The sequence below is a fragment of the Haloferula rosea genome (genome assembly GCF_016595525.1).
Taxonomy (GTDB): Bacteria; Verrucomicrobiota; Verrucomicrobiia; order Verrucomicrobiales; family Akkermansiaceae; genus Haloferula; species Haloferula rosea.
This window is the reverse complement of record NZ_JAENII010000001.1, coordinates 313,151-330,200: the sequence shown is the minus strand read 5'-3', so window position 1 is coordinate 330,200 and position 17,050 is coordinate 313,151. Positions and strand designations below refer to the sequence as shown.

General features: G+C 59.7%; 10 protein-coding genes. 8 read left to right on the top strand and 2 right to left on the bottom strand.

Annotated features, from left to right (window positions below; translation table 11 throughout):
• Positions 1-15: 15 nt before the first annotated feature.
• The 8 genes from JIN81_RS01165 (at position 16) to queC (ending at position 15,580) form a co-directional block, all read left to right on the top strand.
• Positions 16-3,531, top strand: coding sequence for a pilus assembly PilX family protein (locus JIN81_RS01165; RefSeq protein ID WP_200275428.1), 3,516 nt, complete (start codon positions 16-18; stop codon positions 3,529-3,531).
• A gap of 146 nt (positions 3,532-3,677) precedes the next feature.
• Positions 3,678-4,271: an RNA polymerase sigma factor gene (locus tag JIN81_RS01160; protein WP_200275426.1), complete on the top strand. Its 594-nt coding sequence runs from the start codon at positions 3,678-3,680 to the stop codon at positions 4,269-4,271.
• The gene (locus JIN81_RS01155; protein WP_200275424.1) at positions 4,268-6,334 is read left to right on the top strand and encodes a serine/threonine-protein kinase; all 2,067 of its coding nucleotides are present in this window, start codon (positions 4,268-4,270) and stop codon (positions 6,332-6,334) included. Before JIN81_RS01160 ends, JIN81_RS01155 begins: the two co-directional genes overlap by 4 nt.
• Positions 6,335-6,467: 133 nt before the next feature.
• Entirely contained in the window at positions 6,468-7,184 is a 717-nt protein-coding gene (locus tag JIN81_RS01150; RefSeq protein WP_200275422.1) for a hypothetical protein, read from the top strand.
• A gap of 69 nt (positions 7,185-7,253) precedes the next feature.
• Positions 7,254-9,521, top strand: coding sequence for a hypothetical protein (locus tag JIN81_RS01145; protein WP_200275420.1), 2,268 nt, complete (start codon positions 7,254-7,256; stop codon positions 9,519-9,521).
• Between the two features lie 18 nt (positions 9,522-9,539).
• Positions 9,540-14,459: a sulfatase-like hydrolase/transferase gene (locus tag JIN81_RS01140; protein WP_325100826.1), complete on the top strand. Its 4,920-nt coding sequence runs from the start codon at positions 9,540-9,542 to the stop codon at positions 14,457-14,459.
• An 87-nt stretch (positions 14,460-14,546) separates the two neighbouring features.
• On the top strand, positions 14,547-14,906 hold the full coding sequence (queF, locus tag JIN81_RS01135; protein ID WP_343217927.1) for a preQ(1) synthase: 360 nt from the start codon (positions 14,547-14,549) through the stop codon (positions 14,904-14,906).
• A complete protein-coding gene (queC, locus tag JIN81_RS01130) occupies positions 14,903-15,580 on the top strand; it encodes a 7-cyano-7-deazaguanine synthase QueC (RefSeq protein ID WP_200275414.1) in 678 nt (225 codons plus the stop codon). The genes queF and queC overlap by 4 nt, the downstream gene beginning before the upstream one ends.
• Positions 15,581-15,596: 16 nt before the next feature.
• On the opposite strand, the gene map is transcribed toward queC, so the two are convergent.
• On the bottom strand, positions 15,597-16,397 hold the full coding sequence (map, locus tag JIN81_RS01125; RefSeq protein ID WP_200275406.1) for a type I methionyl aminopeptidase: 801 nt from the start codon (positions 16,395-16,397) through the stop codon (positions 15,597-15,599).
• Entirely contained in the window at positions 16,381-17,043 is a 663-nt protein-coding gene (locus JIN81_RS01120; RefSeq protein ID WP_200275404.1) for an adenylate kinase family protein, read from the bottom strand. Before JIN81_RS01120 ends, map begins: the two co-directional genes overlap by 17 nt.
• Positions 17,044-17,050: the final 7 nt, after the last annotated feature.

The following is a 17,050-nucleotide window of genomic DNA, read 5'->3' as shown; positions in this document are numbered from 1 at the left end:
ACATCAGGGTAACGAATGCTACTCTTGATTCCCTTCCGTCCCCACAAGACCCCGCGCACCAAACGCACTGTCCGATCAGGCTTCGCCCTCGTGATCACCATCATCCTGATGGTGCTCCTGTCCATTCTGGCCGTTGGGATGCTCTCGCTTTCGACAGTCTCGCTCCGGGCAAGCAGCAATGGAGAGCTTGCGGCCTTGGCTCGTAGCAACGCCCGCCTCTCGCTCAATCTCGCGATCGGCCGGTTGCAGGAGCTTGCCGGCGCCGACCAGAGGATTACAGCCAGTTCGGGAATTCTCGCCGACCCTGATGCCTCAGTTGCTTCCTCCGCCCGTCCCCATCTCACCGGTGTGTGGAAGAGTTGGAAGTGGGACATGCAACAAACGCCTGACTACGCCACCCGTAAGGAGTCGGACTTCCTCGGCTGGCTGGTCTCCAGCCCAGACAATGACGCCGTCGAAGACCCGGACTTCGCCCTCAACTTGCCCTCCTCAGACGCCATCACGATGGTGCCCGGTGATGAGTTCGGGTCAAATCAAGTCCTTGCCGAGCCCTTCCCCATCGGATCCGATGATGAGGGTCAAGGTGCTTGGGTCGTGCTCGATCAAGGCCAGAAAGCCTGCATGACCCTACCCGATGTCGAGGCTTCGACCCTGGGTGATGAGCTTGCCCTGCAAACGGCTCCTGCCAGCCCGGGATTTGGATCGGTGACCGCGGAGGGACTCAACTGGAGCAGTCTGAAAAGTGCTGGCGATGATCGGCTCAAGCTGATCTCCATCGGACAAATCCCCTTGGTCGGAGCGGAACCTGACATCCGGAATTTCCACCACCTCACAGCTTACTCGACCGCCATCCCGATTGATGTCGCCAACGGCGGTCTAGCCAGAGACCTCAGCCTCGCCTTCGAGCACGACTCGTTGCCCAGCGAGTTTGAAAGGAAGTTTCTCTATGCCGATGGAAACCGCCCCCTCGTCAACCCGGCATCCCGATTCTCTGGAGCCCATGTCATACCCACCCCCGATCCAAGCTGGGATCTGCTCCACTCCCATGCCCGCCTTCATCGCGAGGTGCGCAATGTGAACTCCGAGCCAACAATAGGAACCCGGGTCAATGAACGTCCACAGGCCGGGCTGCCTGCGGTCCGAACCATCTTCCATCCCCACTTCAACGAGCAGCAGATCGCTCCAGTAATTGCCAAGGCCCAGTTCGTTTTCAGCATCGGCTTCGGTGCCTCTCCGAGACAGGCGCGGGGGGGCACTGAAGATGCCCAGAAAGATGGCGAAGATTGGGTGGCATGGCTGATCACCGACCCCGTCATCACCCTGTGGAATCCCTACGATGTCTCCCTGTCTTTCGAGCGTGCCCGTGTCGACCTGCACCGGGTACCTCTTGCGTTCCAGATCTATCGCAACGGGCAAAGCGTCTCGCCGAATCCCACCCTGTTCGCCAATTCCTACCTTCCTGGTGACTTCAACTCACGGGCCGAAAAATACTATCGCCTGAACATCCTCCCCGGCCTGGACACCAGCGGCACTGCGACGGACAAGATCGTCATGAAACCGGGAGAACACCTCGTGTTCACTGCCCACAACCACATGCCCCACTACCTCCAGCGCTACATGCTCGAAGGGGTCGACCTGCGTCCGGGCTGGAACGCTCCAGCCGGTGAATCCAGCGACCCGCACGTCGGCGGCGTTTCCAGCCTCAATCTTTGCGTCGACTCCGCTGGCAGGGACTCGGGAAGGATCAATGGCGTCACCACCCGTGTGGTTCCAGTAAAGGCGGGGGATACCATCGGGCTATCCGTCTCACCCGCCAATGCGAACATCGACAAGCTGAGGGAAACCAATGGCGAGGAGATCACCTCTTACCTGAAATACTACGTCGAAAGTGACGGCCAGACCCAGGGTAGCGAGCCACCTCTCGTTGGCGCGATCGAACTCGATTATGGTTCCGATGAGAATCAACTCCTACCTTCCTACTCCCCGCGCGATCTTCCGTGGATAACCGTTCCCGGGGGAATGACCAACATTCAAGGGGACAGCAGCAAGTCACCACCTCCTCCGAACTGCCGTCACAAGGAGCCGTTCCTGCTGGCATCCATGCACCTGAAAACAGCACTGGACTCCAGAGAACCCTCCAGGAGTTGGCTGCACAACAGCCCGACCAACCTCTACGCCTCCGCAGGGATCGATCAGGATGAGGCTGAGAGATACCACCAGTACGAGTTCAGCTGGGAAGCGATGACCGATTGGACCAGCTCTCCAACCATTGAGATCGATCCCAGCAACCGTGGATTCGGCGCATCCGGAATCTACGCACAGACCGGGCAGACCAATGCTCCATTCTCAAGCATCCCGCTTGCTCCATTGACTTCAATGGCACAACTGCGCCACGCACCCATCAACACGGGAGGACAGATCCCCCTGCAGTCCCAGGCCGTCGGCAACTCACTGGCCCATCCACTGATCTCGGCCACAGCCGTGCGTTCTCCGATGGGAAGCCGCACCTTTCTCGACCACTCGTTCCTCGCCAATCACCGATTGTTCGACCAATACTTCTTCTCCAGCTTGTCCAGCCAGACGCAGCAAACCTTCGGCACGGAACGATCACTCCTTCAGGTCACCACCGACTTTCTCCAAGGATCATCCAGCCTGCCAAACCCAAGGATGAAGCGCTTCAAGGTGCGAGGAGTGAAGACCCCCGAAGCATCCGCGATCACAAATCCTGAAGTCGGCTACAAGGAGATCGCCGCACACTTGGGGATCCACGGAGCATTCAATGTGAACTCGACCTCCGTCGCTGCATGGGAAGCCGTTCTTGCAAGCCTTCAGCCGGGCGACGTTCGTCGCATCGCGACCGCCACAGGCCTTCTCGCCAAGACAGGTGGAACAGGCACATTGGTAAGCCGACACGTTCCCCCGCTTGAAGATCAACTCGACAGCGCCAGCGACCCTGAACAGAAAGAGCGACTGGTATGGCAAGGTCATCGGCGTCTTTCCGACTACCAGATCTCAGAGCTTGCTGAAGAACTGGTTCGCCAGATCCGACTCCGCGGACCATTCCAATCGACCTCGGAATTCGTCAACCGTCGCTTGGAAAATGGAGAACTCGGAGTCAGTGGGGCCATTCAATCCGCCATTGACCGCACCAGCATCAATTCCGATGCGCTCGCAGGTGCCACGCCAGTGGCTGCGGATCCAGGTGCCGCCTTCCCGGAAGCGAGTATCGGCACCAGTGGAGATGGTGCTCCGGCAGTAATCAATCAAGCCGACTTGCTGACTCCGCTTGCTCCCCTGATCACCGTGCGGTCCGACACCTTTGTCATTCGCGCTTATGGAGAAGCCGGTTCAGGAACGAATGTGGCTCGCGCCTGGTGTGAGGCCACCCTCCAGCGCACACCTGCCTACCTGGACTCCTCCATCGCCCCGAGCACCCACCCTCGGGATCTCGACTCAAGCGACATCAATGCTCGATTGGGCCGACGCTTCGAAGTCCTCAGCTTCCGCTGGCTGTCCCCCCAGGAAACATGAGATCCATCAGAGTCGCCTTTCATCCCCCTTCGAACCACCTTCCCAGAAGAAAATCCGGCCCGGTGCTCACCGAGTTCCATGGTCGTCGGCCCTTGCCTGGACGGCGTTGCCTTGCCGTACGGCACGAAATCTGCATTCTGGGCAGAATGGTCACCAATGGCACCCGCTACACCCTCTTGGAGCGTGCTGTCGACACTGGAAGTGACGGCGCGTGGGAAGAATTGGTGGAAACCTACCACCGCTTCATTTTTCACATTCTTCATCAGCTCAATATTGACCGAGCGGACATCGATGACCTCAGTCAACAAGTCCTCTTCACCCTCACTCAAAGCCTGCCCAACTATGACCGCAAGCGAGCGAAGTTCCGGACTTGGCTGAGCACGATCATCCGGAACACGGCGTTCTCACACCATCGAAAACTCAACCGCTACAAGAACCGATTCGAAACCTCGGGTCGCCCGGAGCTCTTTGAAGATCCCACATGCGGTGAAAGTGCCCTCGACCGCCTCATCGAACACGAATGGGCTGCCTACATCTCGGGAATGGCCATGGAGCGGGTTCGCCAGACTTTTCGCGGCAATGCCGTGGAGATTTTTCAGATGAGCCTCGACGGGATGAGCACTGAACGAATTGCCGACAAGACCGGGCTTACCGTGGCCTCCGTCTACACCCTCCGGAAAAGGGTCAAGAAACGCCTCTACCTCGAAATCCGTGCCCTGACTGCAAGAATGGAGCCATGAGTGCCCCAGAGGACCGGGAATTCCAGACCTTCACCGTAGACCACCGCCTCGCGGATGCCTACTTCGAAGCCAACGAACTCGATGACAACGGACTCGAAGCCCTCTGCCCATCCTTTGTCACGTTGTCCGAGGCGCAGTCAGGGCAACGCTACCACGATGAATCACCACTCGGGCTTGGCTCGCTGAAGGAAGTTTCGAGCGTCTGGGATGCGAGCACCCGACGGCGCGTCGCCTTTGCCCGTCTTCGCGAAGACCGCGGGCCGGAGTTCTACGACCTTTTCGTCAACGAGGCATGGATCACATCGTCCCTCAGCCATCCGAATATCATCAAGGTCTACGATGTCGGCGTCGATGAAGACAAACGGCCCTACTTCACGATGGATCTGAAGGGCAAGTCCACCCTCGCTGATCTGATAAGGATGCATGGAATGGAGGAACGCCCGCGCCTCATCGATGCGTTCCTGAAGGTTTGCGACGCCATCGCCTACGCCCACACCGAGGGCATTCTCCATCTCGACCTGAAACCCGAGAACATTCAGGCCGAGCGATTCGGCGAGGTGCTTGTCTGCGATTGGGGCCTCGCCAAGACGATGTCCGATAGCGGAACCGATGAAGACGAACTCCCGTTTCCGGGCCAAACAGAGTCGATCGGAAACATGACCATCCACGGCGAGGTCAAGGGCACACCGGGTTTCATGGCGCCGGAGCAACTGCGCCCGGGGGCCGCCAAGGACCAGCGGACCGATGTGTTCGCGTTGGGTTGCCTCCTTCACTGCATTCTCACGGGCCTTCCTCCCATCACGGGAACCACCCAGGAGGAAATCATCAGAAAGACGGGACTCGGGTGCTTTCCTCCGCCACGGCTTCGGTTTCCCGAGAAGATGATCCCGGACAGCCTGGATGCCATTATCCTGAAGGCCTGCTCACTTGAGCCGAACGCACGCTACCCCTCGGCCACTGAGATGGCGGATGACATTCGAAAACACCTCGCGGGATTCGCCACCGAAGCTGAGGAGCCCAGCTTCTACAAGGCATCCATCCTGTTTCTCCGCCGACACCGCCTACCTGCGGCGGTCGGGCTGATCGCCACCGTGGCAATCAGCGTCATCAGCGTACTCTTCATCCAGGGCCTCAATGACCAGCGTCGTGCTACGGCGGCGCAGGCCCAGCGTGCGGAGCGCTTGGAAGGAGAAGCCAGTCAGATGGCGGACCGACTGCGTGAGGAAGCTGCACGTGCGGGGCGCTCCAGCAAGGAACTGGCAGAGCAGTTGAGTTCCTCCGCCATTCGTCTCAAGAACCTCGGAATTTTCGATACCCCCGTCAGCAGCATCGAAGAATCTGCCCAACTGACCGAACTTGCCCTCGCATTCGACCCGCAGAACCAAGAAGCGATCTTCCAACTGTTCTCCTTGAACTGCCTCAAACTCGATTTCTCATCGGCCTTGAAGAGCCCGCCCAGCGCAGAACATCGATTCGGGGATTACCTGCAGTTTGCAGAAGCATTTCCCCGCTTCAACTACGACCGGGGCCTGCGCCCTTCACCGGCAATGCTCGCAGACTTCTTCCGCCGTGCCCGGGAGATCAATCCCAGGCGCGGCCCATTGATGGAGCGGATTCTATCTTACGATGTGGCAGCGCGACGCGATTTCAGAAACGCCGAGCCTGCGATTGCCTTCCTGGAATACCTTCATGGGGGCCCTGAGCACATCATCGCCGCCTACCAATCGAAAGAACGCTCTCTGTTCATCTGGTCGGATCAATCCGTCCATCTCCGCCGTCCGGTGGTCAAAGGCTACTCCGGCAAATCATTCCTGAGGTTCCTCCCCACCGACTTGCTCCGACTGGATCTCTCCGAGCCCTTTGATCTTGCCACTCTCGATCAGGCTGACATCCACCGCCTCAATTTGAAGGATTGTGCGGACCTCAGGCTCTCCCGCCCCATTTCGCTGCCGATGCTTGAAACCATCGAACTCAGTGAGAAACAGGATTTTCCACAGGAGTGGCTCCGGCAGATTCAGAGCCGACGAGAACTGAAGCTGATCCGGACGCCCGGCCAGCGGTGACCCGAGATTTTTTCTTGGTGAGTGTCCCAAAACTCCGGGGACCGACGAATCCATGTGAGAAGACTCCAAAGTAGTCTTTCCGCGATGACTCGACCTACGGACTCGCACGAACCACGAACACCACTGAAGCACCATGTTCCGATCCTCCCTCACCGGCGCCCTCGCCATCGTCAGCCTTTCGGCCCACCTCCAAGCAGCCACCATGCTCGTCGACTTCGGTCGCACAGACAATCAGACCTCCGGCAACTGGAACAATGTCCATGGGCCAAGCGGGACTACGACCTTGACCACCCCCTCCGTTGACCTGATCGATGATCAGGGCAATGCCACTGACTACACCCTTGTCACCAACTTCGACGATGGTGGATCTTGGGCCGCATCTGGGGCTGACTATAGCACGGGAACCAAGCCCGCTCCTTTCGCTGGAGCCCCTACAACAGCTACAGGAGACTCTCTCTTCGTTCGGACTCCTGCCGACACTACCATCACCTTGACGGGACTGAGTGCCAGCGAGACCTACGACCTCGTCTTCTATGGCGCCCGGGGAAACAACGGCGGCGCTTCGACATTCGTCGTCACCGACAACAGCGGTGCCAAGCCGCTCCAGTCCTTCGACGTCTTTGAGAACGACTCGGCAGTCGCATCATTCACCGGTCTGGTACCCGATGGCTCGGGTGAGATCACCATCGTTTTCCAAGGTGTCTTCAGTTCGACAGGCACAGGAATCAACACCAACCAGCAAAGCAGCGGAGCCTTCAACGCCCTCCAGATCACTTCCAACATCCCGGAGCCGTCCACAGTCATGCTGGCGGCCCTGGCTTGCACCACCCTTCTTCGCCGCCGTCGTTGAAACCCACGGCACCCTTCTCCTGACGCTTCCCTGCAAGGACGCTTCCAGAATTCCAACACTCATCGCTTCATGATCCGATCAATCGCCCGACTCGCTTCTCTTACTCCGCTTATGACGCTGGCCCCGCTCGCGGGTCAGACGGTTCAGATCGACTTCGGTCGAAGTGACAATCAAACCGCCGGCAACTGGAACAATGTGCACGGCCCCAATGGGCAGGTTCTGAGTACTCCGTCCATCGCTCTGATCGACGATCAAGGTGATCCGACCGCCTACACACTGAACACGGACTTCAGCAGCGGGGGGTCATGGGCCGGGTCGGGAGCCGACTACTCGGGAACCAAGCCAGCCCCCTTCGACACTCCCCCGGCCACAGCCACCGATGACTCCCTGTTCATTCGTGAACCCGCCAGCACCACGTTCACGCTGTCGGGACTGGATCCCAGTCTCGTCTACGAGATTGCTTGCTATGGCGCACGGGGAAACAACGGAGGAGCCACGCAGTTCACAGTCACTGACGAGACTGGAACCCTGCCTGTCCAACTGGTGGACAACTACCAGAACGCGACCAACGTCGCGACCTTCAGCGAGCTCGTCCCCGACACCGCCAATGAAATCACCGTGGTGGTTACCGGGGTCTTCAGCGAGAACGGGTCAGGCAGCAACACCGCCCAGCAGAGCAGTGGCGCCCTCAATGCCATCATCCTCACTGGCTCGCTGCCACCCGACGACGACAACGACGGGATGCCGAATCGCTACGAAACCGAGAACGGCACCGATCCGAATGACGACGGCACGGTGGGTGAAACATCCCCCGGTGCCAAGGATGGTCCGAATGGCGCACTCGGGGACTTCGATTCCGATGGCCTGACGAATCTGCAAGAATTCCTCGGGCAGAACAGCAGCGGAGTTTCCAGCGGCTACGGCCAAACCCTCTCCGGGACGGCAGACTCCGACAGCGACAATGTCAACGATGGTGATGAGGTCGATGGAGCGCTCAATGTATGGGACGAGTTCGGCTTTCCAGACGGCCCACCAGGTCTTCCCACCGATCCCCATGACAGCGACAGTGACGACGACACCCTGACCGATGGAGAAGAGATTCTCACCTATAATACTGACCCCAACTTCGGCGACAGTGACCTCGATGATTTGCCCGACGCCTACGAGGTGGCCAACGGGCTCGATCCCGCGGTTGGCACAGGTGACGATGGAGCCAGCGGAGATCCGGACATGGATAACCTGGTCAACAGTGCCGAGCTGTCGATCGGCACTCATCCCCAGGACCCGGACTCGGATGATGATGACCTCCTCGATGGTGACGAAGTCAACGTATACATAAGCAACCCATTGCTCCCCGACTCCGATGGCGATTTCCTTGAAGATGGGGATGAAGTGCTGGTCCACCTAACCGATCCGTTGCTTATCGACACCGACTCCGACGGCCACCGGGACAACATCGAAGTGCTGGCGGGCTTGGATCCCGATGATGAGCTCTCGCTCCCCGCCTTCGCCCCGGTCTCATGGGAACTCGACGCGCTGACCAGCACAGCTCAAATCATCAACACCGGAACATCTCTCTACGCCCAGAACTTCAATGGGAGCGAAACGGTCGTAAACGGAGTGACCTTCGCGGAGATGACGGTGGCCGGATCGGTGAAGGCCTCGCCTGAAGTCCAGACCACCATGGCATCCCAAGCCAACGACAGCTCGATCTACAACGATGCGGTCCCCGAGCTGTCCGGCTTACTCGAAACCGTGTGGTTCAACGGAGGCGACCCTCTGAAGAACAACATCGCCATCACCGGCCTGACCCCGGGAAAGACCTACGTGGTGCAGATGGCACGCGCCGACGACCGCGACGCCGGAACCATCCCCGGTCGCTGGTTCTTCATCGATGATTTGGGAGGTGACACCGCTGTAGACCCGGTCGGCCCGACCAACACGATCTATGGAGGGAGCACGAATCCCACCATCCTGATGACCGGGACGTTCACCGCCACCTCCACCGTCCAAGGCTTCAGCCACGGCCACAACCTGTCGGACGGCACCTACTCAGGAACTCAGATTCCCTTCATTCAGGTTCGCGAAGCAGAGGCTCCCGCAGGTTTCACCATCTCGGTGCTCGGCTTCGATGCCGGAGCCTTCCAAATTCAGGCGACGGGTTTGGACACGGGCACCCAGTATCAACTGGTCCGCTCCGAGAACCTCGCAGATGGATTCCCAACCATTGTAGATGGGCCGAGACTCCCTGCGGGCACTTCTGATATCTTTGAGGACAGCAGTCCTCCCACTGAGCAAGGGTTCTACCGTTTGGAAGAGGTTCTGGTCACACCCTAAACCAAACAACCCAATCTCATGGCCCCACCTCCTTGTGAGGCGGGGCTGTCCTTTCCCCAACCCATGATGAAAAATCGATCTACCCTCAAGGTTGCCCTCGCGTGCCTTCTGCCGATCACCTCTTGGACCTTCGCCTCTTCCCCGCCACGGCCGAACATCATTCTTGCCATGGCAGATGACATGGGCTGGGGCGACCCGTCCTGCTACAGCAATGGTGTCACTTTCCCGGACGGATCACCCCATCCGGACCAAGGATGGATCAGCACTCCGACAATGGATGCCATGGCCGCCAACGGACTGCGCTTCGATCGGTTCTACTCGGCATCCGCCGTATGTTCACCGACACGGGCCAGCTGCCTGACGGGGCGGAACCCATTCCGAGTCGGCATCCCGTTTGCCAATCTGGGTCGACTCGGGTTCGACGAAACCCCGCTCTCGGAAGTCCTCTCCGCAGCCGGCTACCATTGCGGCCACTTCGGGAAGTGGCACCTCGGCTCCATGACCACCCTGAGAGCCGACTCGAACCGGGGTGGCGATGCCAGTGTCTATTCCGCACCCTGGCACCACGGCTACGACACCTGCTTCGCCACCGAGTCCAAGGTGCCAACCTATCATCCCTACCGGAACACCAACAACAACCTGCCGCTCCCCACGAGCTTCACAGACCCCAATTTCTACGGCACCTACTTCTGGCGTATGCCTTCGACTTGGAACACTCTGAGCGGCGAAGGCCTGATCGTTCCAGTGGAGGACGTCAACAACCCGACGGATGGCGACAGCTCAAAGCTCATCGTCGACCAAGCCATCGAATTCATCGAAGAGGCCAATGGGGCAGGCAAACCCTTCTTTCTCGTTCTCTGGTTCCATACTCCTCACAAGCCCGTCACCGACCCCGGGCAGTCCAGCGGACTGGACTCGAGTGATGCACTTCGCGATTCCATCGAGGACATGGACACCGCCCTCGGGCGCCTGCGCAACGAACTCGCCACGCGCATGATTCAGGACAATACCATGTTCTGGCTCACCAGTGATAATGGCCCGGAAGATGGCAGCAATTCCTTCAACGAAACAAGCACGCTGCGCTCGATCCGGTCCGGCCGATACCTTGCACGAAAGCGAAGCCTCCACGAAGGAGGTGTTCGGGTACCGGGCATCCTCGAATGGCCCGATGGCGTCCCGGCCGCACGGGTCACGGAGTTCCCAGCGGTGACATCCGACTACTACCCGACAATTCTCGACTTCCTTCAACTTGCCGTGCCCGACCAGAAGCCGATCGACGGCATCTCGCTTCGTCCATTGATCGAGGGCACCGCCACCGAACGAACCAGCCCTATTGGTTTCCTCATCAACGATGACCGCTCATGGGTCAACGATCGCTACAAGTTGATCAACAAGGGAAGCGGTTGGGAACTCTACGACCTCATCAACACTCCCACGGGTGAGGAACCCGAGGAAACACCACTCGCTACCGAGTCCGACATCGGCACCAAGTCAGCAGCCATCCAGCAGGTCTACCAGGAGATGCTCGACGAGTACGATGCTTGGCGCACCTCGGTCGACACCGACATGCCCTTCATCCATTCCTCTCGACCCAAAGTGATCCTTTCCTGCCCGGGGACCGAGGGACCCGGACCATTCGAGGTCACCGCCACATTCAACGAACCCGTTGAGCATCTTCACGCCAATGAATTTGCCATCACCAATGGCAGTGCCTCCAACCTCAGCGGCAGCGGAACCCAGTGGACCGTCACCGTGACCCGCACCACCGAGGGCGCTCTCAGTGTTCACCTGCCCGAAGCAGCCGCCATTGATGCCGACGGTAATCCGAACGCCGCTTCAAATCGGCTGGGATTCGACGTGGTGCCCGTCGATGAAGGTGCCACTCCCCACACCATCCGCATTGATTTCGGACGGATCGACGCCGGCCAACCCACCACAGCCCCAGGCTGGAATAACGTCACTGCCGAAGTGGGAAACCTCAGTTCTAACACGGCACGGATCGATGATCTGATCGATCTCAACGGCGATTCGACAGGCATCGCCCTGAACCTGAGCTACGTCGCTTCAGCATCGGCTGCCGGCAGCGGTGCCGACTATGAAGGTGGCTACCCTGACCCCATCAGCACCTTTCCCGACAGCGCCATCTCCGACTCCTTCTTCACCAATGCAACCGGCTCGATCAGCATGACCTTTGAAGGGCTTACCGGAGGAGCCACCTACGACCTGATGGTCTACGGGGCCCGCGGAAACAATGGCACCTCCTGCAACTATGTGATCACCGATCGCAACGGCAACACCCCCCTCAATATCGCCAACACCTTGGACAACGCAACCCACGCCCCGAAAGCCACGGGCTTGGTTGCGAACGACCAAGGGAACATCGCGATGGTCATCAGCACCCCCACCGGATCCGGCGGGGGGGCCATCAACCTCCTGGAGTTCACCGTCGTCCCCTCTCCTACCACAGACACCGACGGAGACGGTATGAGCGACGAATACGAGTCCGCCAACGGCACGGATCCTGAGTTCGATGATGCCATGCTGGACCGTGATCTCGACGGACTGACGAACCTTCAGGAGTTTGAAGGAAATGACTCAACCAGCAGTCCCTCGGGCTTCGGACAAACTCTGTCGGGTAGGGCCGACAGTGACAACGACGGCATCATGGACATGGATGAGCTGACAGGTGCTCTCAATCCATGGACTTCTGGCCAGCCGGGCTCGGCACCTGGGGATCCTACCAACCCTAATGCTGCAGACTCAGACGGCGACGGAGTGAACGACCTGAGTGAAGTCATCAGCAGTTCGGATCCGAATGCATTGCCGCCCGCGAACGGGCCTGTTTTCACCTTCATCGACAGCGATGGCGACCTCTACAGTGACGGTGCTGAGATTTCCTTCGGCAGTGGCCCCGACGACCCGGATTCCTGTCCGGACCACTCCCCCAATCCCAGCAAACCCAATATCGTCATCATCTACGCCGATGATCTCGGTTTTGGCGACATGTCCGCCTACGGAGACCTGTTCGGAATCTCCAGTCCCGCCGTCACTCCGCGAATGGACGGGCTCGCCGACCAAGGGGTTCTCTTCACCCAAGCTCACTCAAGCAACGGCGTCTGCACCGCCAGCCGATACGCCCTTCTAACAGGAAAATACAACTGGCGGCTCTTCAACGGTTTCTCACATCGCTACGGCTACCAGACCAACCCCGGAATGGACGAAGTCCCTCTCCTGAGCGACACCACCATCGCCGAGTTCCTCAAGACGCAGGGCTACGACACCGCAGCCTTTGGCAAATGGCACCTCGGCGGTTCCTGGTTCGCCCCGGGTTCGGACACCCGCATCACCGGCAACCCCAGCAATTCGTCAGCTGTCGATTGGGCGCGTCCTGTGGAGAACCACGCGACCGCCCACGGATTCGACCTTTTCCGAGGCCTTTCGGTCTCCATCAACCTCGGCCCCTACGTCTACCTCAAGGATGACCGGAGTCAGATCTGGGATGCATCTCTCAACGGCGGATCAGGAGCCTTCCGGGACGCAACGAACAGCGACACCATGCACTTCTTCACCACATCGGAATTGAACTCCACGGTCGTCGGAGGCAAGGGATCGAGTAGTGGTTTGGGCGACCCTTCCTACCGCCAGGTCGATGCTGGCCCCTTCATGATCACTCAGGTCGAGGATTACATGGCGGATCGCGTTGGCGATCCTGATCCGTTCTTCGCCTACGTATCCCTCTACTGTCCTCACCTTCCCTGGGCTCTCACCGACCCCTTCATCGGCTCGGACAGCGCCAACGGATTCTACTACGCGGACTGGATGCGCGAGGTCGACCACCGCATTGGCCGTGTGATCGACGCAATCGACAACAACGGTTTCCACGACAACACCCTCGTCATTCTCAGCTCGGACAACGGCCCAGAAGACATCGCAATGTCGCAAAGCCTCTCCCGTGGAAAGGACCCGAACGGCCCCCTACGCGGCAACAAGCGCGACGTCTGGGACGGCGGAATCCGCGTCCCCTTCATCGTGCGCTGGCCTGGCCAGGCCGCCGCCGGAATGAAAACAAATGAACTCATCTGGCAGGGGGATGTATTCGCCACCGTCGCTGCCTTCCTTGGCCAAGAGCTTCCCGATGATGTCGCACCCGATGGAGAAAGTTTCCTGAACGTCCTCCGAGGGCAGCAGAAACCCTCACCCCACCGAGACTCGATCGTCGTCTCCGGAAACCGCGGAGACCTGGCACTCAAGACCATCGACGGATGGAAACTGATCGACTCCACCGGTGGCGGAGGAAACTCCGTCTCCTGGGACTCATCCAACGCGTCAATCTCCAACCCCTTGGGCACCGACCAAGGGGTACCGAAACAGCTCTTCCGGCAGTCAGTCGACCTCGGAGAGGACAACAACCTGATCTCTGAACTAACAGACACCTCCCAGATACGCAGCAATCTCGCCTCCCTGACCGGCAGCGATCTCCTCGCGGTGCTCGACAACTACCGCACAACAACAACCTCCACGCTTTTCCCCCGACGCCCCGACAATGATGCGGATGGCATGCCGAACTCCTTCGAACTCGTCCACGAGCTGGACCCTGACAGTCCAAAAGACGCAAATCAGGACGCCGATGGCGACGGACAGAGCAACCTCGATGAATTCATCGCCGGCACCGACCCCAACCTCGCTGCCTCGACCTTCAAAGTCCTTGAAACCGCAGACACTCCCACTGGTTTCAGCATCTCCTGGCCAAGTCTTGAGAACAGACAGTATGAGGTCTACTGGACCAGCGACCTATCAACATGGCATCTGTACTCCGAACATCAGGGCAGCGGCAGCATCCTCAACGAAGTCCTCGATAAATCGGTCATGGATGGGGTTGATGGAGTCATTGGCAATCTCACCCGTTGCCTCGTCCGCGTCGTTGCAAGTCGCCCGTAGGCAGGAATCGACAGCCACGCGCGCGAACGCTAACTTCACGGCGTGACTGACCCCGACCTGACACTTCTCGGCCACTCCGAGAACCGACTGCCCGCTTCTCCGGAGGAAGCCAAGCTCGAGACCTTCCCGAACTGCCGGCCCGGCCGGAAATTCTGGATCACCCTCGACTGCCCGGAGTTCTCCTCGCTGTGCCCGGTCACCGGCCAGCCCGACACCGCGCACATCGTCATCCGCTACGTGCCCGACGAGAGTTGCGTGGAAACCAAGTCGCTCAAGTTCTACCTCGCCTCCTTCCGCAACCTTCCCGCCTTCAACGAGGAAGTTGTCAACCGCATCCTCGACGATCTTGTCGCCGCGATGAACCCGCAGGAACTGCACATTGAAGGCAAGTTCGGTTCGCGGGGTGGCATCCAGCTCACTTGTTCCGCCAGCCACCCGAACCAATGAAAGCGGTCGTCCTGCTCAGCGGCGGCATGGACTCCACCGTCGCCTTCTACGAGATCCTTCGTAGCCACGAAGTCGTGGCGGCGCTATCGTTCGATTACGGCTCCAAGCACAATGCCTGCGAGATCCCGTTCGCCAGGCTTCACGCCGAGCGGGCCGGCGTTCCGCACCAGACCATTCCGCTGGATTTCATCAACCAGCACTTCACCTCCGACCTGCTGAAAAGCGGAGGAGACATTCCCGACGGGCACTACGCCGAGGAGAACATGAAGCGTACCGTTGTCCCCTTCCGCAACGGCATCATGCTCGCCATCGCCTGTGGCTTCGCCGAAAGCAAGGAGGCGCAGGCCCTCGCGATTGCCGCCCACTCGGGCGACCACGCCATCTACCCCGACTGCCGTGAACCCTTCATGCAGGGCATGGCTGACGCCATGCGGGAAGGGACCTACGAGAAGATCGAGCTCCTGCGACCCTTCATCGACATGGACAAGACCGGCATCGCCAGACGTGGAGCCGAACTCGGCATCGATTTCGCCGAAACCTGGTCCTGCTACAAGGGCGGCGACATCCACTGCGGCACCTGTGGCACCTGCGTCGAACGACGCGAGGCCTTCATGCTTGCCGGTCTCGAGGACCCGACCAAATACTTCGCCACGCCCGAGCTACCCAAGTTGTAGAAAGGCGAATCCTTACCTACGCCTGGATGCCCAGAATCTCCGGGGTGGCCTCGCGCGGCCGTGCGGTCAGGAGCTCGGGATCTCCATCGGTGATCAGCACCGTGTGCTCAAAGTGTGAGGAAGGCGCACCATCTGCCGTAATGACCGTCCAGCCATCCTCGAGGAACTTCACCGCCCCCGTGCCGGCATTCACCATGGGTTCGATGGCCAGCACCATGCCGGGCTCGAGAATCGGGGTCTTGCCCTGCGGTCGGTAGTTCGGAACCTGCGGCTCTTCGTGCAGGTCACGACCCACGCCGTGGCCGACAAATTCGCGCACCACGGTGAACCCGAGAGGTTTCACGTGGGCTTCGACCGCACCACACAGCTCAGCCAGGCGAAGGCCTGCACGGGCCTTGTCGATGGACTCGTAGAGCGACTGCTCGGTGGCGGCCATCAGGCGTTTGATCTCCTCGCTGACATCGCCCACCGGCACGGTGGTTGCGTTGTCGCCGATCCAGCCGTTCACGACCACACCGACATCAATCTTGATGATGTCGCCCATCTGGAGCTTGCGCTTGCCTCCGATGCCGTGAACCACCTCTTCATTGACCGAAAGACAGGTGTAGCCCGGAAACCCACGATAGCCGAGGAACGCGCTCTTGCAGTTGCGCTCCTTCATCAGCTCAGCCGCCATCTGGTCGAGTTCCCCCGTGGTGATCCCAGGCGTCACGGCCTTGGCCACGGTCTGGAGGATCTCGCTGGCCGTCTGTCCCGCGACCCGCATGAGGTCAATCTCGCGGGCATTCTTGATCTTGATCTTATGCCTTCTGGCCATCTGATTTGAGTTGGTTCACCGCTTGTTCCACGCATTTCGAAACCACGTCGATCGGCTCGGAGGCATCGACGGGTGCCAGCATCCCGAGCGCGCGGTATCGCTCGATCACTGGGACGGTGTGCTCCTTGTATTCCTCGAAACGGTGCATGAAATTTTCCAGACTGTCATCGTCCCGGCGAGCTGCTTTCTCGCCGCAGGACGGGCACTGGAAACCTTCCTTGAGTTGATTCGTTTGACCTGACCAACCGCAGGAGGGGCATTCGACGCGCTCCTCGATGCGTTGCACCAGTTCGGCCTTCGGAACCTCAAGGGCCAGGGCCCCATCGACCGCTTGACCTTTCGCAGCGAGCCAGTGCTTCAGGAAGTCATCCTGCGCCACGGTCCGGGGAAACCCATCGAGGACCCAGCCGTCCTCATGGCGGGCCAGCCAGTCCTCCAGGATGTCGCACATCAGCGAATCCGAAACATAGCCGCCCACGGCGAGCGTCGGCCGCACCTCGTCAGCAACCGGCCCACCGTTCCGGAGCACTTCGCGCAGAAGCGCTCCAGTGCTCAGGTAGGCAAGTTCCTCGCGTTCGGCGAGCCTCCGACCCTGTGTCCCCTTGCCTGAGGCAGGGGGTCCCAGCAGGATCAGATGAAGCGCCATGGTCCTG